25 protein-coding genes are annotated in these 26,771 nt (G+C 66.2%); 18 read left to right on the top strand and 7 right to left on the bottom strand.

The genetic code is table 11. From position 1 onward, the window contains the following. Positions 1 to 12: 12 nt before the first annotated feature. From AZKH_RS18265 to AZKH_RS18255, 3 genes are read right to left on the bottom strand one after another with little or no spacing between them, the layout of a single operon-like run. Positions 13 to 417 carry an RNA-binding S4 domain-containing protein gene (locus AZKH_RS18265; protein WP_015437273.1) on the bottom strand — a complete coding sequence of 135 codons (405 nt, stop codon included), beginning with the start codon at positions 415 to 417 and terminating at the stop codon, positions 13 to 15. Positions 418 to 432: 15 nt separating this feature from the next. Next, on the bottom strand, positions 433 to 1,047 hold the full coding sequence (locus AZKH_RS18260; protein ID WP_015437272.1) for a response regulator transcription factor: 615 nt from the start codon (positions 1,045 to 1,047) through the stop codon (positions 433 to 435). Further along, positions 1,044 to 3,014 carry a sensor histidine kinase gene (locus tag AZKH_RS18255; protein ID WP_051071696.1) on the bottom strand — a complete coding sequence of 657 codons (1,971 nt, stop codon included), beginning with the start codon at positions 3,012 to 3,014 and terminating at the stop codon, positions 1,044 to 1,046. Before AZKH_RS18255 ends, AZKH_RS18260 begins: the two co-directional genes overlap by 4 nt. 164 nt (positions 3,015 to 3,178) lie before the next feature. Here AZKH_RS18255 and AZKH_RS18250 point away from each other — a divergent pair, with 164 nt between their 5' ends. From AZKH_RS18250 to AZKH_RS18165, 18 genes are all read left to right on the top strand, one after another. Next, complete coding sequence (locus AZKH_RS18250) at positions 3,179 to 4,183, top strand: TRAP transporter substrate-binding protein (protein ID WP_015437270.1); 1,005 nt, start codon at positions 3,179 to 3,181, stop codon at positions 4,181 to 4,183. Positions 4,184 to 4,274: 91 nt separating this feature from the next. Beyond that, positions 4,275 to 4,988, top strand: coding sequence for a TRAP transporter small permease (locus AZKH_RS18245; protein WP_015437269.1), 714 nt, complete (start codon positions 4,275 to 4,277; stop codon positions 4,986 to 4,988). Next, complete coding sequence (locus AZKH_RS18240; protein WP_015437268.1) at positions 4,985 to 6,268, top strand: TRAP transporter large permease; 1,284 nt, start codon at positions 4,985 to 4,987, stop codon at positions 6,266 to 6,268. Before AZKH_RS18245 ends, AZKH_RS18240 begins: the two co-directional genes overlap by 4 nt. Positions 6,269 to 6,404: 136 nt before the next feature. Beyond that, complete coding sequence (locus AZKH_RS18235) at positions 6,405 to 7,358, top strand: ornithine cyclodeaminase family protein (protein ID WP_015437267.1); 954 nt, start codon at positions 6,405 to 6,407, stop codon at positions 7,356 to 7,358. Positions 7,359 to 7,361: 3 nt separating this feature from the next. Next, positions 7,362 to 8,147 (top strand): PP2C family serine/threonine-protein phosphatase, encoded by a 786-nt coding sequence (locus AZKH_RS18230; protein WP_015437266.1) that lies wholly within the window; start codon positions 7,362 to 7,364, stop codon positions 8,145 to 8,147. A gap of 40 nt (positions 8,148 to 8,187) precedes the next feature. Continuing rightward, positions 8,188 to 8,898, top strand: a complete 711-nt coding sequence (locus AZKH_RS18225) for an FHA domain-containing protein (protein ID WP_015437265.1) — start codon at positions 8,188 to 8,190, stop codon at positions 8,896 to 8,898. Between the two features lie 99 nt (positions 8,899 to 8,997). Beyond that, positions 8,998 to 9,765 (top strand): 3',5'-cyclic-nucleotide phosphodiesterase, encoded by a 768-nt coding sequence (locus AZKH_RS18220; RefSeq protein ID WP_041657543.1) that lies wholly within the window; start codon positions 8,998 to 9,000, stop codon positions 9,763 to 9,765. An 82-nt stretch (positions 9,766 to 9,847) separates the two neighbouring features. Next, positions 9,848 to 12,211: a GspE/PulE family protein gene (locus tag AZKH_RS18215; protein ID WP_015437263.1), complete on the top strand. Its 2,364-nt coding sequence runs from the start codon at positions 9,848 to 9,850 to the stop codon at positions 12,209 to 12,211. Between the two features lie 51 nt (positions 12,212 to 12,262). Next, complete coding sequence (gene rpe / locus AZKH_RS18210; RefSeq protein WP_015437262.1) at positions 12,263 to 12,958, top strand: ribulose-phosphate 3-epimerase; 696 nt, start codon at positions 12,263 to 12,265, stop codon at positions 12,956 to 12,958. Then, the gene (locus AZKH_RS18205) at positions 12,955 to 13,632 is read left to right on the top strand and encodes a phosphoglycolate phosphatase (protein WP_015437261.1); all 678 of its coding nucleotides are present in this window, start codon (positions 12,955 to 12,957) and stop codon (positions 13,630 to 13,632) included. Before rpe ends, AZKH_RS18205 begins: the two co-directional genes overlap by 4 nt. 228 nt (positions 13,633 to 13,860) lie before the next feature. Beyond that, positions 13,861 to 15,348 (top strand): anthranilate synthase component I, encoded by a 1,488-nt coding sequence (gene trpE, locus AZKH_RS18200; protein ID WP_015437260.1) that lies wholly within the window; start codon positions 13,861 to 13,863, stop codon positions 15,346 to 15,348. A gap of 27 nt (positions 15,349 to 15,375) precedes the next feature. Further along, on the top strand, positions 15,376 to 15,951 hold the full coding sequence (locus tag AZKH_RS18195) for an aminodeoxychorismate/anthranilate synthase component II (protein WP_015437259.1): 576 nt from the start codon (positions 15,376 to 15,378) through the stop codon (positions 15,949 to 15,951). Positions 15,952 to 15,960: 9 nt separating this feature from the next. Beyond that, on the top strand, positions 15,961 to 16,992 hold the full coding sequence (gene trpD, locus AZKH_RS18190) for an anthranilate phosphoribosyltransferase (RefSeq protein WP_015437258.1): 1,032 nt from the start codon (positions 15,961 to 15,963) through the stop codon (positions 16,990 to 16,992). Positions 16,993 to 17,005: 13 nt separating this feature from the next. Then, complete coding sequence (gene trpC, locus AZKH_RS18185; protein WP_015437257.1) at positions 17,006 to 17,794, top strand: indole-3-glycerol phosphate synthase TrpC; 789 nt, start codon at positions 17,006 to 17,008, stop codon at positions 17,792 to 17,794. Between the two features lie 12 nt (positions 17,795 to 17,806). Then, positions 17,807 to 21,475 carry a translocation/assembly module TamB domain-containing protein gene (locus AZKH_RS18180; protein WP_015437256.1) on the top strand — a complete coding sequence of 1,223 codons (3,669 nt, stop codon included), beginning with the start codon at positions 17,807 to 17,809 and terminating at the stop codon, positions 21,473 to 21,475. Between the two features lie 59 nt (positions 21,476 to 21,534). Next, positions 21,535 to 22,098, top strand: coding sequence for a peptide-methionine (S)-S-oxide reductase MsrA (msrA, locus tag AZKH_RS18175; RefSeq protein WP_015437255.1), 564 nt, complete (start codon positions 21,535 to 21,537; stop codon positions 22,096 to 22,098). 33 nt (positions 22,099 to 22,131) lie between these two features. Beyond that, positions 22,132 to 22,476, top strand: a complete 345-nt coding sequence (locus AZKH_RS18170; RefSeq protein ID WP_015437254.1) for an FKBP-type peptidyl-prolyl cis-trans isomerase — start codon at positions 22,132 to 22,134, stop codon at positions 22,474 to 22,476. 88 nt (positions 22,477 to 22,564) lie between these two features. After that, positions 22,565 to 23,023 (top strand): Lrp/AsnC family transcriptional regulator, encoded by a 459-nt coding sequence (locus AZKH_RS18165; RefSeq protein WP_015437253.1) that lies wholly within the window; start codon positions 22,565 to 22,567, stop codon positions 23,021 to 23,023. Between the two features lie 28 nt (positions 23,024 to 23,051). On the opposite strand, the gene AZKH_RS18160 is transcribed toward AZKH_RS18165, so the two are convergent. From AZKH_RS18160 to AZKH_RS18145, 4 genes are read right to left on the bottom strand one after another with little or no spacing between them, the layout of a single operon-like run. After that, positions 23,052 to 23,816: an ABC transporter ATP-binding protein gene (locus AZKH_RS18160; RefSeq protein ID WP_015437252.1), complete on the bottom strand. Its 765-nt coding sequence runs from the start codon at positions 23,814 to 23,816 to the stop codon at positions 23,052 to 23,054. Further along, positions 23,806 to 24,576 (bottom strand): ABC transporter ATP-binding protein, encoded by a 771-nt coding sequence (locus AZKH_RS18155; protein ID WP_015437251.1) that lies wholly within the window; start codon positions 24,574 to 24,576, stop codon positions 23,806 to 23,808. Before AZKH_RS18155 ends, AZKH_RS18160 begins: the two co-directional genes overlap by 11 nt. Then, entirely contained in the window at positions 24,573 to 25,661 is a 1,089-nt protein-coding gene (locus AZKH_RS18150; protein WP_015437250.1) for a branched-chain amino acid ABC transporter system, permease, read from the bottom strand. The genes AZKH_RS18155 and AZKH_RS18150 overlap by 4 nt, the downstream gene beginning before the upstream one ends. Positions 25,662 to 25,681: 20 nt before the next feature. Further along, positions 25,682 to 26,614, bottom strand: coding sequence for a branched-chain amino acid ABC transporter permease (locus tag AZKH_RS18145; RefSeq protein WP_015437249.1), 933 nt, complete (start codon positions 26,612 to 26,614; stop codon positions 25,682 to 25,684). Between the last annotated feature and the right edge of the window lie 157 nt (positions 26,615 to 26,771).

Below are 26,771 nucleotides of genomic sequence, written 5' to 3'. Positions count from 1 at the left end.
AACCGGACCGGTTCAGAACCCTTCGTTGAAGCCGCGCAGCTGGCGGCGCGCCTTCTTGGTGGGCCGCCCGCGCAGATCGCTGCCCGGCGTCGGCGCGAGCGCGCGGGCTTCCCGTTCGGTTTCGCGCCGCGCGGTACTTTCCGGCGTTTCCTCATAGAGCAGGCGGGCTTCCGGTGCCGGGCGGCGTTGTTCGTTGAGGCCGAGCACGCGCACGGTCCAGGTCTGGTTGCCGACGGTAATGTCGAGCATGTCCCCGGGGCGGACGTCGCGCGAGGGCTTCGGGGCCGTGCCGTTCAAGCGGACATGTCCGCCGTCGATGGCTTCGCTCGCGACCGAGCGCGTCTTGTAGAAGCGCGCGGCCCACAGCCATTTGTCGATGCGCATGCGCTGGGCGGAGGCGGGGACGGTCGTGTTCATTGGAGGCTGGCGCGGTCAGCCCGCGCGGTTGCGTACCAGGTTGACGAGCTGCGCCAGTTCGACGGCGGAGCGGACTTCCATCTTTTCGAAGACCTTCGAGCGATGCGCTTCGACGGTGCGCATCGAGATGCTCAGGTCGTCGGCGATGACCTTATTGAACTTGCCGGCGAGGATCAGTTCCATGACTTCCTGCTCGCGCGCGGTCAGCAGCGCGAGACGCGCCTCGACCTGGTCGCGCGTGGCGGCGGCCTGTTGACGCGCGGCATCGGTTTCGAGCGCGCGCATCACCACGTCGACGAGATCGCTGTCGTTGAACGGTTTCTCGATGAAGTCGAAAGCGCCCTTCTTCAATGCCGACACGGCCATCGGCACGTCGCCGTGGCCGGTGATGAAGACGACCGGCAGCAGGTTGCCGCGCGCCCGCAGCGCGTCGAAGCATTCGAGGCCGCTCATGCCTTCCATGCGGATGTCGAGCACCGCGCAACCGCGCCAGTCCGGCTGCACCTCGGCGAGGAATCTCTCGGCGCTGGGCCAGGTCGCACAGGCGACGTTGCGCGTCTTGAACAGCCATTGCAGGGCGTCGCGGATGGCTTCGTCGTCGTCGATGATGTGAGCACAGGGCGTAGTCATGAAGGTTCCACGGGGAGCGACAGGATGAAGATGGTACCGCCGCCGGGGTTCGGTTCGAAACTCAGGCGGCCGTGATGGAGTTCGGCGATCGAGCGGCAGATGTTGAGGCCCATGCCCATGCCCTCGGCCTTGGTCGTGAAGAAGGGTTCGAACAGGCGTCGCGCGGTTTCCGGGTCGATGCCCTTGCCGTGGTCGGCGATGCGGACTTCGATCATGCCGCCATCCATGTGCGTGCCGATATGCACGGTGCGTCGCGTCGGTGGATTGTCCCGCATCGCGTCCATGCCGTTGCGGACGAGATTGACGACGACCTGCTCGATCATGACCGGGTCGGCCGCGACCGTCGGCAGCTGCGCGGCGAGATCGGTCGTGATGCGCATGCCGTGCTTGCGAGTGTCCGCCTCGATCAGGCCGACCGCCTCCGTGATCACGGCGTTGAGGTCGAGGCTCTCGCACTTGGGTTCGGAGCGGCGCACAAAGGCGTGCACACGGCGGATGATGTCGCCCGCGCGGCGCGCCTGGCGGCCGATCTTGTCGTGGATCTCACGCAGCTCGGCGGGGTCGACGGCCGGTTGTTCCAGGCGGTTGAGGCAGCCCGAGTTGTAGCTTGCGATCGCGGCCAGCGGCTGGTTGAGCTCATGGGCGAGAGTCGAGGCCATCTCGCCCATCGTGATCAGGCGCGATGTGGCCTGCAGGCGCTCGTCCTGTTGGCGCGCGAGTTCCTGGACGCGCTTTTGCTCGGTGATGTCGAGCATCGAGCCCATCCAGCCGGTATGCTTGCCCGCGGCGTCGATCAGCGGCGCTTCGAAGATCAGCGCGTCGAGACGCTCGCCGTTCTTGCGCCGCAGGCGCACCTCCAGGCCATCGGTGGGCGAGCCGCTACGCAGGATGCGGTCGTGGACCTCGCGTGTCTGGTCGTGGAATTCGGGGTCCCAGTAAGGCATCGGCGGCGTGCAGCCGACGAGTTCGTCGGCGCTGTAGCCGACCATCCGGCAGAAGGCAGGATTGACGTAGGTGATGCGGCCTTCCAGGTCGCGTGCGCGCAAGCCGGTGAGCAGCGAATCCTCCATCGCGCGGCGGAACAGGGACTCGCTGCGCAGCGCCTGCTCCGCGCTGAGCCGGCGCCCGAGCTGTCGGCGCAGCTGCCAAATGGTCCAGATCAGCACGCCGCTCAGCAGGACGATGGAGCCGATCAAGAGGATCGGGATCCAGCGTGTTTCGCCGCGATAGGCGGTGATGTTCAGTGTCAGTCCGCTGCCCGGCGGGTCGAACGCCATGGAGTAGTTGAGCTTGTCCGACAGCGGGGCGACCTTCGACTTCGAGACGATTTCGCGCCCGTCGCTGTCGCGCACGCTGACGCGGTAGCGCTCGGCGAACCACCACGGCAGTTCGCTGATAACGAGATCCTGCAGCGAGTAGATGCCGACGAGCGCGCCGATGAAGGCGTTGTCGGAATAGATCGGGACGTGGACTTCGAAGTGGTGTCCGCCCCCGGCGACTTCATAGACCGGCCCGTAGACGTGATGGCCTAGCGCGGCCGCGAGCCGCAAGGTGGATTCCGCCGGGACGGCGCCGGTCGTCTCGCCGATCAGTTCGCCGTCGGTGACGGGTGGGACCGCGCCGCGGACCTTGCCGCGCCCGTCGAGCCACATCACGCGGACGAGCCCGTTCTCCGGGCGGGTCAGCTGGCGCAGCGCCGCGATCGACTGGGGCTGGTGGCGGTCGGCCGCCAGCAGTTCGTTGCCGACCTGCGCAAGCTGCGCCGCATTGCGGTCGAGCTTGAACTGCATGTTCTGCTCCATCCACAGCACGTCGTTGATCAGCGTCGCGCGCTGCTCTTCGTCGTCGTGGGCGCGCGTGAGCCAGACTAGGGCGGCGATGATCGCGAGGAACAGCGGCAGGGTCAGGTAGGGCAGGGCGGTGGTCCAGCGCCCCGGAACTGTCGCCGCGCTTTGTTGAGAAATCATGGTGGCGAAATCATGCGGGCGATTGCGGATGACCACAATACTGCGGGCCAAATCGCCCACTTACACTGAAAGTCGTACCCGGCTGCGAAGGCCGCGGTCGAACGATGGCATCGTCCCGGGTATCGAGGAAATTCAAACAAATGAGCCATCCGGAGGAGATAGGAATGAAATTTCGCGCACTTCTTGTAGGTCTTGTAGCGGTCGGTCTGTCCGCGGCCGCCGTGGCGGCCGATCCGATCCTGATCAAGTTCAGCCACGTCGTGGCGCACGACACACCCAAGGGCAAGGCGGCGGACAAGTTCAAGGAACTCGCCGAGAAATACACCAAGGGGGCGGTCAAGGTCGAAGTCTACCCGAACAGCACGCTGTACAAGGACAAGGAAGAAATGGAGGCGCTCCAGCTCGGCGCCGTCCAGATGCTCGCGCCCTCGCTCGCGAAGTTCGGTCCGCTGGGGGTGAAGGAGTTCGAACTCTTCGACCTGCCCTACATCTTCGACAATTATGGCGATCTGCATAAGGTCACGACCGGTCCGGTCGGCCAGAAACTGCTCGGCAAGCTCGAAGGGCGCGGCATCAAGGGTCTGGCGTTCTGGGACAACGGCTTCAAGTCCTTCTCGGCCAATACGCCGATCAAGACGCCCGAGGACCTGAAGGGCAAGAAGATGCGCATCCAGTCGTCCAAGGTGCTCGAGGAGCAGATGCGCGCGTTGGGCGCGATCCCGCAGGTGATGGCGTTCTCGGAGGTGTATCAGGCGCTGCAGACGGGCGTCGTCGATGGTACCGAGAACCCCCACTCGAACCTGTACACCCAGAAGATGCACGAGGTGCAGAAGCACATGATCCTGACCGACCACGGTTATCTGGGTTATGCGGTCATCACCAACAAGAAGTTCTGGGATGGCCTGCCGGCCGATGTCCGCGGCCAGCTTGAGCAGGCGATGAAGGAGTCCACCGAGTACGCCAACAAGATCGCCCGCGACGAGAACGACAAGGCGCTCGAAGCGGTCCGCGCGTCCGGCAAGACGCAGATCTACAAGCCGACCGACGCCGAGAAGCTGGCGTTCAAGAAGGCGCTCGTGCCGGTGCACAAGAAGATGGAGTCGCGCATCGGCGCGGAGACCCTCCAGGAGATCTACAAGGAAACGAACTTCGATCCGTCGAAGCTGTAATTCACCGTCCAGAACACGCCAATAACCAAAGCGACATCTTCCGGCTGCGAGCGTTCGCGGTCGGAGGCTTGTCGTGCGACGGGAGAATTCCATGCTCAAGATACTCGACCACCTCGAGGAATGGCTGATCACCTTCCTCATGGGAGCGGCGACACTGATCATTTTCGTGTCGGTCCTCCACCGCTACGGCTCCGGTCTGTCCATTCCGGGACTGCAGGACTGGCTGCTGTCGATCAACTTCGGCTGGGCCCAGGAGTTGACGATCATCATGTTCGTGTGGATGGCGAAGTTCGGCGCGGCCTACGGCGTACGCACCGGCATCCACGTGGGCGTCGATGTGCTGATCAACCGCCTCTCCGACAGTAACCGTGCCAAGTTCATCGTCATCGGCCTTGCCGCCGGCGCGCTCTTCACCGGCATCGTCGGCACGCTCGGTCTGCGCTTCGTGCTCGAAAACGGTGCGCATTACCAGTTCCTTGTCTGGCTGGGGATGGACACCGGTGACCTGTACGAAGGCCCGACTACGCCCGACCTGGAGTGGCCGACGTGGATCGTCTACTCGGCGATTCCACTCGGTTCCTACCTGATGTGCTTCCGCTTCCTGCAGGTGCTGGTGGCCTTCATTCGCACCGGCGAGCTGCCGCACCACGACCACGGCCACGTCGATGGCATCGAGGAAGAGATGGTGCCGGTCGACGCCAACCCCTACGACATGGGCGACAACCTGCACCCGCACGACCTCAAGCACAAGCAGATGGGCGAGAACGGCAACAAGGGCCGTGACCCCAAGGGAGGCCAGCAATGAGCGCCGCCATCATTTTCGTGATCCTGCTGGTGCTGATGCTCACCGGCATGCCGATCTCCATTTCGCTGGGCCTGACGGTCCTGACCTTCCTCTTCACGATGACGCAGGTGCCGATCGAGTCGGTCGCGCTGAAGCTCTTCACCGGCATCGAGAAGTTCGAGATCATGGCGATCCCGTTCTTCATCCTCGCGGGCAACTTCCTCACCCACGGAGGCGTCGCGCGGCGGATGATCAACTTCGCCTCCTCGATGGTCGGGCACTGGTACGGCGGGCTGGGCCTCGCCGGCGTGATGGCCTGCGCGCTCTTCGCCGCGGTGTCCGGTTCGAGCCCCGCGACGGTGGTCGCGATCGGCGCGATCCTGATGCCGGCGATGACGCGGCAGGGCTTCCCGGCCAAGTTCGGCGCAGGCGTGATCACGACCTCGGGCGCGCTCGGCATCCTGATCCCGCCGTCGATCGTGATGGTGATGTATTCGGTGTCGACCAACACCTCGGTCGGGGCGCTGTTCATGGCGGGTGTCGTGCCCGGGCTGTTGCTCGCGGTCTTCCTCGGCGCCACGACCTGGTACCGCGCGCACAAGTTCGGCTACCCGCGCCAGCCCAAGGCCACCTGGGCCCAGCGCGCCAGGGCCTTCCGCGAGTCGGCGTGGGGGCTCTTCCTGATCGTGGTCGTGATGGGAGGCATCTACACCGGCATCTTCACGCCGACCGAAGCCGCCGCGATGAGCGCGGTGTACGCCTTCTTCGTCGCAGTGTTCGTGTACAAGGACCTGCGCATGAGCGACGTGCCGAAGGTGCTGCTGAACTCCGCCAACATGAGCGCGATGTTGCTCTACATCATCACCAACGCGGTGCTGTTCTCCTTCCTGCTGACGCACGAGAACATCCCGCAGGCGATGGCGGATTTCATGATCGGCACCGGCGTCGGTATGGTGGGCTTCCTGATCATGGCCAACATCCTGATGCTGGTCGCGGGCAACTTCATGGAGCCCTCGTCGATCGTGCTGATCCTGGCACCGATCCTGTTCCCGATCGCGATCAAGCTCGGCATCGATCCGGTGCACTTCGGCATCATCATGGTTGTGAACATGGAAGTCGGCATGTGCCATCCTCCGGTGGGCCTGAACCTCTATGTCGCCTCCGGCATCACGAAGATGGGGATCACGGAGCTGACGGTGGCGGTGTGGCCATGGCTCGTGTCGATGCTGGTGTTCCTGATCCTCGTCACCTACGTGCCGTCGATCTCGCTGGTGCTGCCGAAGGCGCTCGGGATGATGTAGCACGGGTCGCCGTTTCCACTTGCTAGCAAGGCCCGCTCTTGGGAGCGGGCCTTTTTTTCGCCTCGTGCAGGACTAGAATAGCCTGAGATCCGCGGTGTATTGCTTGGCCGCCCGCTTAAACCGAGACTGGACGAAAATGGCGATTTACCTGAAGGAAGACGAGGTCGCGAGCGTGCTCGACATGCCGCTGGCACTGGACGCGGTCGAGCAGGTGATGGCCGCGCACGGGCGCGGCGAGACCGTTGACTATCCGCGCCAGCGCGTGCGGCTGCCTTCGACGATGACCCACCTGCTGCAGGGTGGGGTTCCGGGACTCAATCTCACCGGGCTGAAGGTGTACACGTCGGCGGGGCCGAAAGTGCGCTTCTGGGTGCATCTCTTCGACGCGACGACCGGCGACCCGGTCGCAGTGCTCGAGGCCGATCGTCTGGGCATGATGCGGACCGGCGCGGCGGGCGGCGTCGCGGCGAAGTGGCTCGCGCGGCCCGACGCCCGCGTTGCCGGCGTGTTCGGCTCCGGTTGGCAGGCGCAGGGGCAGGTGCTCGCACTCTGTGCGGCGCGGCCCATTGAGCGGGTCAAGGTCTTCGGGCGCAATCCGGACCGGTTGGTAACGTTCTGCGCGCAGATGAGCCGGGAAACCGGGCGGGAGATTGTCCCGGCGGCGAGCGCCGAAGAGACGGTGCGAGGATCGGATGTCGTCGTGACGATCACGACTTCGCCGAAACCCCTTTTCGATGCCGAGTGGCTTGGCGAAGGCACGCACATCACCGCCGCGGGCTCGAACAGCCTTGCGAGGCAGGAGCTGTCGGAGGCCGTGGTTCGGCGGGCGGCAGTGATCTGCGTCGATTCGCGCGAGGTGGCGGTGCGCGAGTCGGGCGATCTGATGCCCCTGCTGGAGAAGGGGCGCACCCAACCCGGGCGCTGGGTCGAACTCGGCGAGGTTATCGCCGGAATCCGTCCCGGGCGCACTTCTGCACAACAGATCACGCTCTTCGAGTCGCAGGGCATGGCGATCCAGGATATCGCCCTGGCCGCGCGCGTACTCGAGCGGGCACGCGAAGGGGGGCTGGGCCAGGCCCTGCCATATTGAGTCATGGACGCGCAGCGATCCCGCCAGCCTGCCGCACCACGCATCGAATTCCGTGCGCGTAGCGATGTGGGGCGGGTGCGTGCGCGCAACGAGGATTCCCTCCAAGTGCGTGAAGCGTCCGGCTGGGCGGTGCTTGCCGACGGCATGGGCGGTTACCGGGGCGGCGACGTCGCATCGCGGATCGCCGTCGAGGCCGTGATGCGGCGCCTCGAACAGGAAGCCGCAGGCCGCCCGCTCGCCGGAACGGAGCTCGTCGGCCAGGTGCTGCATGCCGCGGTGCGCGATGCGAACGACGAAATCCGCCGCGAATCGCAGCGGGTGCGCGAACTTGCCGGCATGGGATCGACGGTCGTGGCGACGGTCTTCCTGCCCGGCCATGTCGTGTCGGTGCATGTCGGCGATTCGCGCCTGTACCGGCTGCGCAGCGGCGCCCTGCAGCAGCTCACCCGCGACCACACGATGTTGCAGGACCTGGTCGATGGCGGCATCATGAGTGCGGAAGAAGCCGCGGACTCGCATTTCCGCGGCCTGCTGACACGCGGGCTCGGCGTTGCGGCCGCGGTCGTGCCGGATGTTTCCGTGCATGCAATGCAGATCGGCGACCTCTTCCTGCTATGCTCGGACGGGCTCACCGACATGCTCGATGACGCGACGATCCAGGCCGGTCTGGTCGCTGCGACGGGCTCCGGCGACGCGCTCACTATTACTGCCGACCGGTTCGTCGAACAGGCCAATGCCAGGGGTGGGCGGGACAATATATCGTTGATACTGGCACACGTCGTCGGATGACGATGGTGCGGTGTCCTGTTTGAACGGAACGCGAGAAACGATGCCGAAGTTGATCCTCAGCATGGACGGGCTGGTGCTCAAGGAGATCCCGCTCGACAGGGAGCGGATTTCGATTGGCCGCAAGGCGAGCAACGACATCCAGATCGACAATCTGGCGATCAGCGGCCAGCACGCCGTCATCACGACGATCCTCGACGACGCCTTCCTCGAGGACCAGAACAGCACCAACGGCACTTACGTGAATGGCCAGCCGGTCAAGAAGTGCGTGCTGCACAACAACGACGTGATCGAGCTCGGCAAGTACCGCCTGAAGTACCTCGCCGAGCGGGCGCGGGCACTTCCCGCGTCGGATTACGCGCCGTCGCCGGCCGCCAAGCGCGCCCCCGCGCCGCAGGACGTTCCGTCGTCGGCACACGAGACGCAGCAGCTGCCGCCCGAAGTCCTGACCGGCGAAGCCCCTGAATGCAGCTTCGACGAAACCCAGGTTGGCGTCGTCAATGTGCTCAACGGCCCGAACGCGGGCCGCGAGCTCGTCCTGAACAAGGCGCTGACGACGCTCGGCAAGCCCGGCAAGCAGGTGGCCGTGATCACGCGGCGCCAGCACGGCTACGTCATCGCCCATGGCGAAGGCGCCGAGCGTCCGCAGGTCAACGGCCGGGCCATCGAACCGGCAGGCCATCTTCTCGATCACGGGGACGTGATCGAAATTGCCGGTGTTCGCATGGCATTCGCGCTGCGCCGTGCGTCGTGAGGTAGTACACGTCGCTTTCGACACCGTGGTGGTAGTTTTAGGCCACGAAGAATGCTGTGCGCCGACGTGGCGACGCAGCGCGCGAGACGACGGGGAACGATGAAGCTAAAGGTGCTCGGCTGCAGTGGTGGAATCGGCGGGCCGAGTGCCCGTACCACCGCTTTTCTCGCCGATACGGACATCCTGATCGATTGCGGCACCGGGGTCGGCGACCTGGAGCTCGATGCGCTGACGGCTGTCGATCACATCTTCATCACGCACTCCCATCTCGACCACATCGCGGCGATTCCGCTGCTCGTCGATGCCGTCGGCGAGAGGCGCGGCGTGCCGGTGACGGTCTACGCGCCGCCCGAGGTGCTGCGCATCCTGCGGGCGCACATTTTCAACTGGCTCGTGTGGCCGGACTTCACCGCGATTCCCGATCGACGCCGTCCCTTCCTGCGCCTTCAGCCGCTGAAGGTCGGCGAGTCGGTGCGGCTCGACGGACGCTCGATCACGGCACTTCCCGCGCTGCATAGCGTGCCGGCCGTCGCCTACTGTCTCGACAGCGGCGACCGACAGCTTGTTTACACCGGCGACACCGCCTATTCGCCGGACCTCATCGCGGCGATCAATCGTTGCGAGCGCCTGAGCCACTTGATCATCGAGACGGCCTTCCCGGACGAACAGCACGGGCTGGCGCTAGCGTCGCGCCACCTGTGCCCGTCGATAGTAGCGGCCATGCTCGATGAGGTGACTGTCTCGCCGCGGGTGCATATCAGCCATCTGAAGCCCGGCCACGGCGAAACGATCCTCCGCCAGATCGCGGCGGCGGGCGGCCGTTTCGAGCCGACGGCGCTGCGGCAGGGGCAGATCATCGAGTTCTGATTTTTCCCCGCGCCCGCTCGCGGCTAGAATGGCCGATCTCAAATGTTCCGCCATTCCGAGTTTTCAGCGAGCAGGTAGCGACATGACCCAAAGCACCACGCCAGCCAAACCGGCCGCCAGCGGCGAAGTATCTTCGCGTCTCGCATTCTTCAAGGGTCTGCAGGCACTGACCACGCGCATCCATGCGAGCAAGGACGTCGACGAGATCGTCGTCGATCTGTCGACCGACCTCTGCACGCTGTTCGGGGCCGACCGGCTGTCCTTTTACGTGATCGACGAAAGCGGCACCGGTCTCGTTGCGCGCGTGAAGACCGGCCTTGGCGCAATCGCCGGCGCGCGGCTGCCGATCGACGAGAGCAGCATTGCCGGCTACGTCGCGATGACGCGTGCCCCGCTGAAGCTGCACGACGTCTACGACTCGAAGGAACTCGCGGCGATCTCGCCCAACCTGCGTTTCCGTACGGTCAGCGACACGCTGACCGGCTACGTGACGCGCCAGATGCTGGCCGCCCCGATCATCGATCCGAAGTCCGGCAGCCTGCATGGGGTCATCCAGATCACCAACACGCTCAACGGCGAGGGTTTTTCGACCCTCGCTCTGGAGGGCTTGCTCGGGCTCAGCCAGACCCTGGGGGTCGCGTTCTCCGAGCGCAGCCAGGTGCCTGGCAAGCTGCGGTCGCGCTTCCACGGCCTGATCGCCGACGGGCGCATCTCGGACGGCGATCTCCACGAGGCGATGCGGATCGCGCGCGAGACGGGCGCGTCGGTCGAGGATGCATTGGTCGAGAAATTCGATGTGACCCTCGCGCAGATCGGCGAGGCGGCGGGACGCTTCTTCAACGTGCCCTACGAGCCCTACCGCACCGAACGGATCCGCCAGATGGATCTGCTCAAGCACATCAAGCGCGATTACGTGCTGCAGAACCACTGGATTCCGCTGGAAGAGACGCACGAGGGGATCGTCGTCCTGACCACCGACCCGGAGCAGGTGCGCTCTTCGCACATGGCCGAGACGGTGTTCCCGAAGGCCAAGCTGTCCTATCGTGTCACGACGCGCGCCGAGTTTGCGCAGACGGTCGACCAGTATTTCGAGCCGACAATGGAGATGGGCTCGGTCAACGATCTGCTGCACGACCTGCTCGAGGAGGAGCAGGAAATGTCGGTCGCCGACGACGTCAACGCCGCGGCCGACAACGAGCTCGTAAAGCTCGTGAACAAGATCATCATCGACGCCCATCGTCAGGGCGCGTCCGACATCCACATCGAGCCGCGTCCAGGCAAGGAAAAGACGCTGATCCGCTTCCGCAAGGACGGCACGCTGACCCCCTACATCCAGGTGCCCGCGAGCTACCGGAATCCGCTCGTCACGCGCATCAAGATCATGTGCGACCTCGACATCTCGGAGCGCCGCAAACCGCAGGACGGCAAGATCAAGTTCCGCAAGTTCGCGCCGCTCGACATCGAGCTGCGGGTCGCGACCGTCCCGACCGCGGGGGGGATGGAAGACGTCGTGATGCGTCTGCTTGCCAACAGCGAACCGATCAAGCTCGATGCGCTCGGCCTGACGCCGCACAACCTCGAACGCCTGAAGCGGGCCATCGTCAAGCCCTACGGCCTCTTCTTCGTCTGCGGGCCGACCGGCTCGGGCAAGACGACGACGCTGCACTCCATCCTCGGCCACATCAACACGCCCGAGACCAAGATCTGGACGGCGGAGGACCCGGTCGAAATCACGCAGAAGGGCCTGCGCCAGGTGCAGGTCAACCGCAAGGCGGGCCTCGACTTCGCGACGATGATGCGTTCCTTCCTGCGCGCCGATCCGGACGTGATCATGGTCGGCGAAATGCGCGACAAGGAGACGGTGACGGTCGGAATCGAAGCCTCGCTCACCGGCCATCTCGTGTTCTCGACGCTGCACACCAACAGCGCCCCCGAGTCGATCGTGCGCCTGCTCGACATGGGCATGGACCCGTTCAACTTCGGCGACGCGCTGCTCGGCGTGCTCGCGCAGCGGCTCGCCAAACGGTTGTGCAGCCACTGCAAGGAGGCCTACCGCCCGGACGAGGCGGAGATCCTGCAATTGCTCGACGAATACTGCGAAGACATGTCGGGCACGCCCGATTTCCGTGCCGACGCACCGGCCGCGCGTGCCGCGATCCTCGCCCGCATGCGCGAGACGCACGCCGACCGCGACGGGCACTTCACGCTCTATCGGCCGGTCGGGTGCCATGAGTGCAACGGCGGTTATCGTGGGCGGGTCGGCCTGCACGAGCTGATGATCGCCTCGGCCGAGGTCAAGCGACTGATCCAGGAGCGCGCGCGCGTGTCTCAGCTCCTGAGCCTCGCGCTTGCCGAAGGGCTGCGCACCCTGCGCCAGGACGGCATCGAGAAGGTTCTCGCCGGCATCACCGACATCGATCAGATCCGTCGCGTCTGCGTGCGTTAGGATATCCGGGGGGCCTTGGAGTCCCCGCACAAGAAAAGAGGAGTGTCCCCCATGTACCGTATCGCCCCCAGCCTGTTGTCCGCCGATTTCGCCCGTCTCGGCGAGGAAGTCCGCAATGTCATCGCCTCCGGCGCGGACTGGATCCACTTCGACGTGATGGACAATCACTACGTGCCGAACCTGACGATCGGGCCGCTGGTCTGCGAGGCGATCCGTCCGCACACCAAGGCGACGATCGACGTGCACCTGATGATCAAACCCGTCGATCGCATCATTCCGGACTTCGCACAGGCCGGCGCGAACATGATCACCTTCCACCCGGAAGCCTCCGAGCACATCGATCGCACGCTCTCGCTGATCCGCGACTCGGGCTGCCAGGCGGGCCTGGTGTTCAACCCCGCCACGCCGCTGCATTACCTCGACCATGCGCTCGACCGCGTCGACATGGTGCTGCTGATGAGCGTCAATCCGGGTTTCGGCGGCCAGAAATTCATCCCCGGCACGCTGGGCAAGCTGCGCGCCGCGCGCAAGCGCCTAGACGCCTACGAGGCCGAGACCGGCCGCCGCATCCTGCTGCAGGTCGACGGCGGGGTTAAGGTCGACAACATCGCCGAGATCGCGGCCGCGGGCGCCGACACCTTCGTCGCCGGTTCGGCCGTGTTCGGCGCCGGGCGAGACAGCGACCCGAACCGTTACGACAGCGTGATCGCCGCGCTGCGCGCCGAGCTCGCGAAGGTGGCGAAGTGAGCGGCCCGCGCTTTCCGGTCCGGGCCGTGTTGTTCGATCTCGACGGCACGCTGCTCGACACCATCGAGGATCTTGCCGACGGCGCGAACCTGATGCTCGAGGAACTCGGCCGTCCCGCGCGGCCGCTCGCCGAGATCCATTCCTTCGTCGGCAAGGGCATCCCGAACCTCGTGCGCCGCTGCATGACCGAGGATGCCGAGGCGAGCGAGGACGAGATCGCGCACGCGGTGACCGTCTTCCGTCGCCACTACGCCCTCGTCAACGGCCGCAGCACGCGGATCTATCCGGGCATCATCGAGACGCTGGAGGCGATGCGCGAGATGTCGCTGCAGCTCGCCTGCGTCACGAACAAGGCCGCAGCCTTCACGCTGCCGCTGCTGGAACGCATGGGCCTGATGCCGTATTTCGGCGCCGTGGTCAGCGGCGACACGCTGGCAGTCAAGAAGCCCGACCCGGCCGTGATGCACCACACCTGCGAGCTCCTGGGGGTCGAGGCGGGGCAGGCGTTGATGATCGGCGACTCGGCCAACGACGCACTCGCCGCGCGGGCTGCGGGAATGCCGGTGTTGCTCGTGACCTATGGATATAGCGAAGGCATGCCGGTGGACACCATCGAATGCGATGGGCTACTATCGGACGCAACCGGCGCGCTCGCCCGCATCCAGGCGGTGTGACGCGATTCCGGTACCCATCATCCAGACATCGCCAGCCGATCGAGACATCGTGATCCACAAGAGCCGGGCTTCGGACAAGGAAAGCATCCAGTTTGCCGCCACGCCGTCGCGTTGGCGCAGCTGGCGCGTGTGGTGGCCTGCGGGCCGATAAAACGCCTCCGCTTTCGCGGGCGCCGATGATGCGCCCGCACCCCTTGCCCGAATCGAACCGTTTGTCGTGGAGTCTCCATGCTTGAGCACGAATTCAACGCGCTGGCCGCGCAGGGCTACAACCGTATCCCGGTTACGCTCGAAACCTTCGCCGACCTCGACACGCCGCTGTCGATCTACCTGAAGCTCGCCAACGAGCCCTACACCTACCTGCTCGAATCCGTGCAGGGCGGCGAGCGTTTCGGCCGCTACTCGATGATCGGGCTCGCCGCATCGACCCGCATCGAAGTCTATGGCCGCTCCGCGCTGCTCTTGACCGGCAACCGCCTCGTCGAGCGTCGCGACTATGGCGATCCGCTGAACTTCGTCGCCGAGTTCATGGGGCGCATCAAGGTGCCGCCGCGCGACGGGTTGCCGCGTTTCGCGGGCGGACTGGTCGGCTGCTTCGGCTACGACACGGTACGCTACATCGAGCCGCGCCTCGCGAAGAACGAAAAGGAGGACACGCTCGGCACGCCCGACGTACTGCTGCTGCTCTCCGAAGAGATCGCGATCGTCGACAACCTCTCCGGCAAGCTGACGCTGATCGTCTATGCCGAGCCCGAGGTGCCGGGCGCCTACAAGCGCGCGAAGAAGCGCCTGCGCGAACTGCTCGCGCGGCTACGGGCGCCGGCGCAGATTCCGGAGGATGTGCGCGCCGAGCCGCAGCCGGCGGTGTCGAGCTTTGGCGAGGAAGCGTTCAAGGCAGCGGTGAACCGCGCCAAGCAATACATCGTCGACGGCGACATCATGCAGGTCGTGCTGTCGCAGCGCATGAGCAAGCCCTACGCGGCGAGCCCGATGGCGCTGTACCGCGCGATCCGCTCGCTGAACCCGTCGCCCTACATGTTCTACTTCAACTTCGAGGACTTCCACGTCGTCGGCGCCTCGCCCGAGATCCTCGTGCGCCTCGACGAGGACGGCGAGGGCAAGCGCGTCACCGTGCGCCCGATCGCCGGCACGCGGCCGCGTGGGGCGACCGTCGCCGAAGACCAGGCACTCGAAGCGGATCTCCTCGCCGACGAGAAGGAGCGCGCCGAACACCTGCAGCTCCTCGACCTCGGCCGCAACGACGCGGGCCGCGTCGCGGAGGTCGGCAGCGTCAAGGTCAACGAGCAATTCACGATCGAGCGCTATTCGCACGTGATGCACATCGTGTCGAACGTCGAGGCGCGGCTGAAGGACGGACTCAACGCCCTCGCGGTGCTGCGCGCGACCTTCCCGGCGGGGACCGTCTCGGGCGCGCCCAAGCTGCGCGCGATGGAGATCATCGACGAGCTGGAACCCGTCAAGCGCGGCATCTACGCGGGCGCGGCGGGCTACATCGGCTTCCATGGCGACATGGACCTCGCGATCGCGATCCGCACCGCGGTCATCAAGGACGGCCAGATCCACGTGCAGGCCGGCGCCGGCATCGTCGCCGACTCGAACCCGGACGCCGAATGGACGGAAACGCAGAACAAGGCGCGCGCGATGCTGCGGGCGGCCGAGATGGCGGAATCCGGCCTCGATACGCGGGTCGACTGAACAACCGGTGCCAGAAGGAACCAGTCCATGTTGCTGATGATCGATAACTACGACAGCTTCACCTACAACCTCGTGCAGTACTTCGGCGAGCTCGGTGCCCAGGTGAAGGTGTATCGCAATGACGAAATCACCCTCGAACAGATCGCGCTGATGAAGCCCGAACACCTCGTGATCTCGCCCGGACCCTGCACGCCGGCCGAAGCGGGCGTGTCGGTGCCGGCGATCCGTGAGTTCGCCGGCAAGATTCCCATCCTCGGCGTCTGCCTCGGGCACCAGAGCATCGGCGCCGCGTTCGGCGGCAAGATCGTGCACGCGAAGAAACTGATGCATGGCAAGACTTCGCCCGTGCATCACAACAACGTCGGCGTGTTCCGCGGCCTGCCGAACCCCGTGACCTGCACCCGCTACCATTCGCTCGCGATCGAGCGCGAGACGATGCCGGATTGTCTCGAAGTGACGGCCTGGACCGACGACGGCGAGATCATGGGCGTGCGCCACAAGACGCTCGCGGTCGAAGGGGTGCAATTTCACCCCGAGTCGATCCTGACCGAGCACGGGCATGCGATGCTGCGTAATTTCCTCGAACAGAATTCGTTGAAGTAAGAGACCGCCATGACCATCACTGCCCAGGAAGCCTTGCAGCGCACGATCGACCATCGCGAGATCTTCTACGACGAGATGCTCTCGCTGATGCGCCAGATCATGGCCGGCGAAGTGTCGCCGGTGATGACCGCGGCAATCCTGACCGGCCTGCGTGTAAAGAAGGAAACCATCGGCGAGATCACCGCCGCGGCGACCGTGATGCGCGAGTTGTCGACGAAGGTGCAGGTCGCGGGCCCGGACCAGAACTTCCTCGACATCGTGGGCACCGGCGGCGACGGCGCGAACACCTTCAACATCTCGACGACGACGATCTTCGTCGCCGCTGCCGCCGGCGCACGCGTCGCGAAGCACGGTGGGCGCAGCGTGTCGTCGAAGAGCGGCGCAGCCGACGTGCTGGAGTCGCTCGGCGTGAAGCTCGGGATCGCGCCGGAGCAGGTCGCGGAGTGCATCGAAGCGACCGGGATCGGCTTCATGTTCGCACCGGCCCACCACAGCGCGATGAAGAACGTCGCGCCGGTGCGCCGCGAGATGGGCGTACGCACGATCTTCAACATCCTCGGACCGCTGACCAATCCGGCCGGCGCGCCGAATACGCTGATGGGCGTGTTCCACCCGGACCTCGTCGGCATCCAGGCACGCGTAATGCAGCGTCTCGGCGCGAAGCACGTGCTCGTCGTCTATGGCCTGGACGGCATGGACGAAGTGAGCCTCGGCGCGGCGACGATGGTCGGCGAGTTGAAGGACGGCGAGATCCGCGAATACCAGATCCATCCCGAGGACTTCGGTCTGACGATGGCGGGCACGCGCAATCTGGCGGTCGCGTCGCCCGAGGAGTCGAAGGCGACGCTGCTCGGCGTGCTCGACAACAAGCCGGGCCCGGCGCGCGAAATCGTGATCCTGAACGCGGGTGTCGCGCTGTACACGGCCAACCTCGTCGACTCGATCGCCGATGGCATCGTGAAGGCGCGCGAGATCGTTGCGAGCGGTGCGGCGCGTGCGAAGCTCGAGGAATTCCTCGCCTTCAACCGGCAATTCGCGTGAGGCTAACACCAGCATGAGCGACATCCTGAACAAGATCCTCGCCGTGAAGGCGGAGGAAGTGGCCGCCGGCAAAGCGCTGCGTTCACTCGAGCGCGTGCGCGCCGAGGCCGAGGCGGCGCATGCCGCGCGCGATTTCGTCGGCGCGATCCGCGCGAAGATTGCCGCGGGCGACGCCGCCGTGATCGCCGAGATCAAGAAGGCGAGCCCGTCGAAGGGTGTGATCCGGCCGGATTTCGTGCCCGCCGAAATCGCCGTGCAGTACGAGCGCGCCGGCGCGGCCTGCCTGTCGGTGCTGACCGACCGCCAGTTCTTCCAGGGTGCGCCGGAATACCTGCAGGCGGCACGCGCGGCCTGCGCGCTGCCGGTGCTGCGCAAGGATTTCCTCGTCGATCCCTGGCAGGTCTTCGAGGCGCGCGCGATGGGCGCGGACGCGATCCTGCTGATCGCCGCGGCGCTCGATCTCGCGCAGATGCAGGAGATGGAAGCGATCGCGACGAGCCTGGGCATGGCGGTGCTGGTCGAGGTGCATAACGCCGACGAGCTCGACGTCGCGTTGAAGCTTTCGACGCCGCTCGTCGGCGTCAATAACCGCAACCTGCGCACTTTCGAGGTCAGCCTGCAGACGACGCTGGACCTCCTGGCGCGAATTCCCGCCGGACGCATCGTCGTCACGGAGTCCGGGATCCTTAAGCCCGAGGACGTGGCGCTGATGCGTTCGAACGCGGTCCACGCCTTCCTCGTCGGCGAAGCCTTCATGCGTGCGCCGAACCCCGGCGAGGAGCTGCGCGCGCTGTTCGGCTGAGCGGAGCGGCGCATGACGTCGCCGCGCGCTGTCCGCCTCCTCTGGCTCGTCGTCCGGACGCTGACGGGCGTTGCGACGGCGGCCGGGTTCGTCGTGCTCGCGCTGTGGTGGCTGGTGGCGACCGAGTCGGGGTTGGGCGCTGCGGCCGGTCTTGCCGCAGTGCTGACGGGCGGCGAAGTGCGGATCGAGTCGCCGACCGGACGTCTCGTCGGGCCGTTGCAGATCGGCGCGCTGCATATCCGGCGGCCCGATCTCCACCTCGATGTGCAGGGCATCACCCTCTATTGGCGCCCGGACCTCATCGGGGAGCGCCATCTCGTCATCAACGCGCTCACCGCCGAGCGCGTCGAATTCTCCACCCCTCCCGATGAGGCGCCCAAGCCACCGACGGTTCCCCAGCTCCTATCCCTGCCGCTGCCGGTCTCGATCCAGCGGCTGACTGTCGGCGAGTTGCTGCTGCGCGAATGGATTCCGGACGGCCAGGCGGAGTCCGCTGCGCAAGGCGAGGGGGCCGTGCGGTTCAGCGCTTCCGGATTCATGGCGAGCGCGGAAAGCGACGGCCGGCACCATCGTATCCATGAAGCCGAGGTGCAACTGCCCTTCGGTCACGCGACGGTCTCCGGCGAAATTGATGGCACGGCGGCGCCCTACGCGCTGGCGATTTCAGGATCTTTGCAGGGCGCCTACGAGGGACGCGACTACCGGATCGAGGTCCAGGCCGACGGCGACCTCGTCGCGCCGCGCCTGCAGCTGAAGGCCGAGGGCGCGGGACTGCATGGCGATGCCGAGGTGCTGGCCGCGCCCTTCGCGCCCGTGCCGCTACGGCGGGCGCGCGTTGCGCTCGGCGAGGTCGATCCCGCGGCCTTCAATCCCCAAGCACCGCATGCCGCGCTCAATCTCTTGGCCGATCTGCAGCCCGAGCCGGCGCCGGACGGCATGGGCTGGGGCGTGACCGGGCCGGTACGGATCGACAACAAGCGCCCGGCGAAGATCGATCGCCAAGGCCTGCCGTTCACGCAGATGAGTGCGCGGCTGCGCTGGGTGCCGGGCCGCCTGAACGCCTCCGACCTGTCCCTGACTTTGCCCGGCAAGGGGCGGATGAGCGGCGACGTGGAGTGGCGGATGCCGGCGGCGGGGGCTTCCGGGTTCGGCAGTCTGACGGCGGCGCTGCAACTGGCTGCAGTCGAACTGGCGCAACTCGACGGCCGTTTGCCGGCGACCGCAGTGGCAGGGCGGCTGCAGGCGAAAGGCGACGCGGCGCAGCAGCACGTGGAGCTCGACGTGAAGGCAGGCGGGGCGCGTGTCGGCGGAACGGGAACGCTGACCACCGTGGCTGGCGGCAAGACGCGCAAGGTGGCGGCTCAGCTTGCCGTTGATATTCCGTCACTCGCGGATCTTCAAAAAGGCTATGCGGGAAGCGCGAAGCTGGATGCCGTCGTGGCGGGCACGCTCGACGAGCCCGAGGGTAGCCTGAAACTCGAGGCGCGCAAGCTGGGTGCTCCGGACGGCTATCGCCTCGCGTCGCTCGTCGCCGATGCCAAAGTCGGTGCCGGAGCGGACGGCATGATCGACGTGAAGGCGGAACTCAACGGCCTTGCGCAAGCCGGCCCCGAACGCACGACGCCCGAAACGGTGACGCAGTGGGTGGACCGGGCGAGCTTCGTCGTCAGCGGCAGGCGCAGCGAGCATGTGGCCGAACTGACCGCCAGCGGGCTCGCCAAGGACAGCGTGCATCTGCGTCTGCAGGGCGGCCTGCCCGGCGCGAACTGGGCCGCCGTGAGCGGATGGCAAGGGCGGCTGATGGCGCTGGAGACCGCGGGGCGCTTCCCTGTGCGGCTGGAGGACGCGGCTGCGCTGGACTTCGGTCGCAGCCGCATGACGCTCTCCCCGGCGGTGGTCGATGCGGGCGAGCGCGGGCGTATTCGGCTGGCCGAAACGGAATGGACGCCGGCGCGCACGGTGCTGCGCGGTTCGCTCAGCGGGCTCGGCTTCGGTCTCGTACCGGGCGCGGACGGCTTGCCGAAGCGGGCGCAGGGTTCGCTGATCCTCGGCGCCGAGTGGAATCTGCGCCTCGAACAGACGGCGGAAGGTTCGGCGCGGATCTTCCGCGAGTCGGGCGACCTTGAGCTCGCCGATGAAGTGCCGGTGCGCCTGGGCCTGCAGCAGGCCGAAGTCCGTCTGTCGGCGCGCGAGAACCACATCGCGCTCGGCTGGGAGGCGCGCGGCACGGAATTCGGCCAGCTCTCCGGTTCGGCCACGGCGCTTGCCGAGCGCGGCCCGGACGGCGGCTGGCGGCTTGCGCCTGATGCGCCGCTCCTCGGCTCGGCGAGCCTGAAGATGCCGTCCTTGACGTGGATCGGTCGGTTGATGCAGGAGCATATCGTCACGGGCGGCAGCGTCGACGCGAGTCTCGCGCTCTCGGGGACGCCGGCGAACCCGCGGGCGGCCGGGCGCATCGACGGCAGTGCGCTCGCGCTGGCGCTCGTCGACCAGGGCATGATGCTTTCAGGCGGCGACCTGCATGCGGAGTTCGACCACGACCATCTCTATCTGCGCAAGCTCGAGTTCGTGTCGCCGAACCGTGTGCGGCCGAACGACTCGCGCCTGCCGGTCGAGCGTCTGACGCGCGAGCCGGGGCGTCTTTCGGTCGTCGGCCAGGTTGCGCTCGATAGCGGGGCCGGCGATTTTCGTTACGAGGCGACACGGCTGCCCATCCTGCAGCGCGCGGACCGCTGGCTGATCCTTTCCGGTTCCGGCACAGCGAAGAGCACGTGGACGAGCGTCGAGGTCGTCGCGAAGCTGCGCGCCGATGCCGGCTTCGTCGGGCTCGCGGAATCGCCGCCGCCTGTCTTGTCGGACGACGTCGTGATCCTCGGGCGGACGCCGAAGCCGACCGGCACCGCCTTCGGCGTCGGCGCCGACGTGACCGTGTCGCTCGGCGATCACTTCCAGCTCACGGCGCTGGGGCTCGACACGCGCCTTGCCGGCGAACTCCATCTTCGTCAGCGCCCGGGCCGCGGCCTGAGCGCGGTCGGTTCGATCAATGCCGCCGGCGGCACCTACCGCGGGTATGGGCAGGCGATGAGCATCGAACGCGGCCTGATCAATTTCCAGGGGCCGCTCGACAATCCCGGCCTGAACGTGCGGGCGCTGCGCAAGGGGCTGGCGGTCGAAGCGGGGATCGAGATCAACGGCACGGTGCGCCGGCCGCGCGTGCATCTCGTGTCCGAGCCGAACGTGCCTGACCCGGAAAAGCTGTCGTGGATCGTGCTCGGACGTGCGCCGAACGCCGGGCGCGGCGCCGACCTCGGGATGCTGGTTCCGGCCGCGCAGGCACTGCTCGGCGGGCCGGGCGGCGGCATGACCGAACAGTTGCAGCGCAGCCTGGGTTTCGACGAGCTGTCGATCGGGCAAGGGGAGTTGGGGGGCGTCACGCGCACCGCGACGAGCCGCGTCGTCGGCGAGGGCACGATCGTGAGCGGCGGCGAGAACGTCGGCACGCAGGTGCTCACGCTCGGCAAGCGGCTGTCGTCCGACCTGATGCTATCCTTTGAACAAAGCCTCGGCGGGGCCGAGAGCCTCGTCCGCCTGACCTACCAGCTTACTCGTCAATTATCGCTCGTGGCGCGCTCCGGCACCGATAATTCGGCCGATATTTATTTCACAATCTCATTCGAATAATTGGGGAATCGCCAGCCACGGTCGTTGTCTCAATCGCGGGACATCATGGGGAGAAACCGATGACTGATAACGACATGCCTGTATCACGCGAAATAGCGATTTTGGCAGGTGGATGCTTCTGGTGTCTGGAAGCGGTTTTCAAGGACGTCGAAGGCGTGGCGTCCGTGACTTCCGGTTATACCGGCGGGCGGACCGATTCGCCCACCTACCAGCAGGTATGTGAAGGCGGCACCGGCCATGCAGAAGCGGTGCAGATTGCGTTCGACCCGGCAGAGATCAGCTACAAGGACCTGCTGGAAATTTTTTTCGCGATTCACGACCCGACCAGCGTCAACCGACAAGGCAACGACATCGGCACGCAATACCGGTCGGCAATTTTTGCGACGAGCGACGAACAACTGCATACCGCACTGGACCTGATCGAATACCTGGGCGAAACGCGCGCCTATCCGGGCGCCATCGTGACCAAGGTCGAGCGGGCCGGGCGGTTCTGGCCGGCCGAGGCGTACCACCACAACTATTACGCACGCAATGCCGACCAACCATACTGCCAATACGTTGTTGCGCCGAAGATCTCCAAATTCCGCGAAAAGTTTGCCAGCCGGAGGCGGCGGCCTGGTTAAAATTGCTGCTTTAACCCCCGCAGGAGAATTCCGATGTCTCAGACCACCACCGACAGCGGCCTCATCATCGAAGATCTGGAAGTCGGCACCGGCGCCACCGCCGTCAAGGGCAAGCGCGTGTCCGTGCATTACACGGGCTGGCTGACCGACGGCCGCAAGTTCGATTCGAGCAAGGATCGCAACGACCCGTTCGACTTCCCGCTCGGGGCCGGCCACGTCATCCGCGGCTGGGACGAGGGGGTGCAAGGGATGCTGGAAGGCGGCAAGCGCAAGCTGACGATTCCGCCGCAGCTCGGCTACGGCTCGCGCGGCGCCGGCGGCGTGATCCCCCCCAATGCGACCCTGGTGTTCGAAGTCGAACTGCTGAAGGTTCTCTAAGAACCGGCGAGACAACGGAGGGCGCTGCCGTCTCCGGATGGCGGCGCGGGCGCTCGATGCGTCCCCATAACAACGAAAAGGGGGAGACATGAAGCTCGACCAGGCGCAGCGACGGATCCTCACGCTGCTGCAGAAGGATTCGTCCGTCAGTACCCAACACCTGGCCGAAAAGGTCGGGCTGTCGCCGTCGCCGTGCTGGCGGCGGGTGCGGGAACTGGAGGAGGCCGGCCTGATCCGCGGTTACGTCGCGCTGGTCGACCGCAACAAGGTCGGCCTCAGCACCTGCGTGTGGGTGCGGGTGCGGCTGAAGAAGCACAGCGCGGACGTGCTGGAGCGCTTCGAGCAGGTCGTGAAGGGCTGCGAAGAAGTCGTCGAGTGCTATGAGCTGCTCGGCGAGACGGATTGCCTGTTGAAGCTCTACCTGCCGAACCTCGAAGCCTTTTCGCAGTTCATGCACAACTTCCTGCTCAAGATCCCGGAAGTCGACGTCACGCATTCGAGCGTCGCGCTGCGCGAGATCAAGAACGAGACGGCGCTGCCGCTGTAAGGCGGGCAGCGCCGTTGTCATTGCTTCCTCAGGCCGCGACTTCCTCGCCGAGCTCTTCGCCGAGGTAGGCGCTGCGCACCTTCGGGTCGTTCAGCAGATCCTTGCCGCTGCCTTCCAGCGTGATGTGGCCGCCTTCCATCACATAGGCGCGCTCCGAGACTTCCAGCGCGAGGTTGGCGTTCTGCTCGACGAGCAGCACGGCCATGCCTTCGCGCGTGATCGTGTGGATCACCTCGAAGATCTTCTCAACGACGAGCGGGGCGAGGCCCATCGAGGGTTCGTCCAGCAGCAGCACCTGCGGGCGCGACAACAGCGCACGGCCGATCGCGACCATCTGCTGCTCGCCGCCGGAGAGCGTGCCGGCGGTCTGGTGCAGGCGTTCCTTCACGCGGGGCAGCATCGTGAAGACCTTCTCCATGTCGGCGGCGACGCCATCCAGGTCACGGCGCGTGTAGGCGCCGGTCTGCAGGTTTTCCTCGACGGTGAGGCGCGTGAAGATGCCGCGGCCTTCGGGTACGAGCGCGAGGCCCTGGCGCAGGCGCATGTGCGACGGCAGCTTGCCGATCTCCTGGCCGGCGTAGAGGATCTCGCCGCTCGCGACCGGGACGATGCCCGCGAGCGTGTTCAGCGTCGTCGTCTTGCCGGCGCCGTTCGCACCGATCAGCGACACCAGTTCGCCCTTGTTCAACTGCAGGCTGATGCCCTTGACGGCCTGGATGCCGCCGTAGGCGACCTTCAGGTTGCGGACCTGCAGGATGGGGGATTGCTTGGCGGATGAGGTATCAGTGCGCACGGTGGCCTCCCAGGTAGGCGCGGATGACGTCGGGGTCGCGCTGGACCTCGGCCGGGGTGCCTTCGGCGATCTTCTTGCCGAAGTCGAGGACGGCGACGCGGTCGCAGAGCCCCATGATCAGTTTCACGTCGTGCTCGATCAGCAGCACGGTGACGCCGTCGGCGCGGATCGTCTCGATCAGCGCACGCAGCCCCACCGTTTCGGTCGCGTTCATGCCGGCGGCCGGTTCGTCGAGCGCGAGCAGTTGCGGCTCGGTCGCGAGCGCCCGAGCGATCTCCAGGCGGCGCTGGTCGCCGTAGGAGAGGTTCTTCGCGACGGTGTCGGCGTGGCGGCCGATGCCGACGTAGTCGAGGATCTCGAGCGCGCGTTCCTGCATCAGGCGCTCTTCCTCGCGCGTCGCGCGGGTCTGGGCGAGCACGCCGAAGATGCCGGCCGACGAGCGGATGTGGTGGCCGGCCATCACGTTCTCCAGCGCGGTCAGTTCGCGGAAGAGGCGGATGTTCTGGAAGGTGCGTGCGATGCCGTGCTGCACGATGAGGTGGGGCTTGCCGCCCGGCAGTTCGGACCCGTTCATGACGAACTCGCCGCCGTCGATCGCGTAGGCGCCGGTCAGCACGTTGAAGAAGGTCGTCTTGCCGGCGCCGTTCGGGCCGATCAGGCCGTACACCTCGCCGCGGTGGATCTTCAGCGACACGTCGGTGAGCGCCTGCAGGCCGCCGAAGCGCTTATTGACGGTGCGGGATTCGAGCAGCGTGATCATGCGTTTCTCCGGTCACGGTGGGCATAGCGGGTACGGGCGGGCAGGAGGCCGGCGGGGCGGACGAGCATCATCACGATCATCGCCAGCGACAGCAGCAGCATGCGCAGCACTTCGGGGTCGAGCAGCGTCTTGCCGAAGAGCGCCATCTGCATCGGCACTGCGAAGTGGCGCAGCAGTTCGGGCAGCGCGGTCAGCATCACTGCGCCGACGACGACGCCGGCGAGGTTGCCCATGCCGCCGAGCACGATCATCGTCAGCACGACGATCGATTCGGTGAGGCTGAAGCTCTCGGGGCTGACGAAGCCCTGGAAGGCCGAGAAGAGGCCGCCGGCCACACCGCCGAAGGTCGCGCCCATTGCAAAGGCCAGGAGCTTCATCGCACGGGTGTCGATGCCGATCGCCTTGGCGGCGAGTTCGTCGTCGCGGATCGCGGCCCACGCCCGGCCGATGCGCGAGATCTGGCAGCGGCGCACGAGGATCAGCGCGATCACGACGCAGACGAGGAAGGCGTAGTAATAGAGGACGACCGAGGGCGTCTGGATGCCGAAGAGGCTCAGGTCCATCGACAGATCGACGCCGCCGACGACCAGCGGGTCGATCGAGTCGATGCCCTGCGGGCCGTTGGTGATGTTGATCGGCTGGTTCAGGTTGTTCATGAAGATGCGGATGATCTCGCCGAAACCCAGCGTCACGATCGCGAGGTAGTCGCCTCGTAGCCTCAGCGTCGGGAAACCCAGCGCAATGCCGGCGACTGCCGCGAAGGTCGCGCCCAACGGCAGCACGATCCAGAACGGCAGGTGGATGCCGAAGTGCGGTGAGGCGAGGAAGGCCCAGGTGTAGGCGCCGACCGCATAGAAGGCGATGTAGCCAAGGTCCAGCAGGCCGGCGAAGCCGACCACCAGGTTGAGGCCGATCGCGAGCATCACGTAGAGCATCGCGAAGTCGAGCACGCGCACCCAGCTCTTGCCGAAGGACAGGGCAACGATGGGGGCGACGAGCGCGAGCAGGATGACGAGCGGGCGTTGCACGCGCTGGTCGAGCGCGAAGCCCGCCGGCAGCGTCAGGGTCGAGGAAGTCGTGGTCATGTCTGTCTTTCCTGTGCGGGTCAGGCGCGGTCGGCGACGCGTTCGCCGAGCAGGCCGGACGGGCGGAAGATCAGGACGGCGCCGAGCATGATGAAGGCGAAGATGTCCTGGTAGCTCGAGTTGAGGAAGCCGAAGGTGAGGTGTTCGATGTAGCCCGCGCCGAAGGATTCGACGAGGCCCAGCACCAGACCGCCGACCATCGCGCCCGGCAGGTTGCCGATGCCGCCCAGCACCGCGGCGGTGAAGGCCTTCAGTCCCGGCGTGAAGCCCATCGCGTAGTGCGCGATCGCGTAGTTCGACGCGAAGAGCACGCCGGCGAGCGCGGCTAGGCCCGAGCCGATGATGAAGGTCGCGGCGATCACGCCGTTGGCGTTGATGCCCATCAGGCCCGCGACGCGGTGGTTCTCGGCGGTCGCGCGCATCGCGCGGCCCAGCCGGCTCTTGTTCACCAGCAGCATCAGTCCGGCCATCAGCGCGAAGGCGACGACGATCGTGAAGATCTGCAGCGGCGACACCACGACGCCGTCGATAGGCTGCATCGGGGTCGTCGAGACGAGTTGCGGGAAGACGTGGAACTCGCGGCCCCACAGGATCATCGCCAGGGTCTGCAGCAGGAAGGACACGCCGATCGCGGTGATCAGCGGCGCGAGCTTGGGTGCGTTGCGCAGACGCCGGTAGCCGATCCGTTCGATCAGGTAGCCGACCGCCATGCATACCGGAACGGCGGTGACGACGCCGGCAATCAGCAACAGGGCCGGATGCAGGCCGGGAACGGCGGAGTTGAGCAGCGAAATGGTCTGCAGCGCGACCAGCGCGCCGACCATCAAGAGGTCGCCGTGGGCGAAGTTGATCAGGCCCAGGATGCCATAGACCATCGTGTAGCCGAGGGCGACGAGCGCGTAGATGCTGCCCGACACCAGGCCGTTGAGTGTTTGTTGCAGGAAGGTTTCCATCGTTTCACCCTTGTCGTTTTGCACATCCCGGGGGAAGGGGCGGGATGTCCGGACGAGTGCCGCCACCGCTTCCGCTGTCGTGCGGACGCAGGGCGAGCGTCGTTTTGGGGAAAAGGTGCGCCGACCGCGGAACTGCCGGCCGGCGCGAGGGGAGGAG

The organism is Azoarcus sp. KH32C, from assembly GCF_000349945.1.
Lineage (GTDB): Bacteria > Pseudomonadota > Gammaproteobacteria > Burkholderiales > Rhodocyclaceae > Aromatoleum.
Note: the sequence above shows the minus strand (reverse complement) of the source record. Positions and strands in the feature narration are given on the sequence as shown.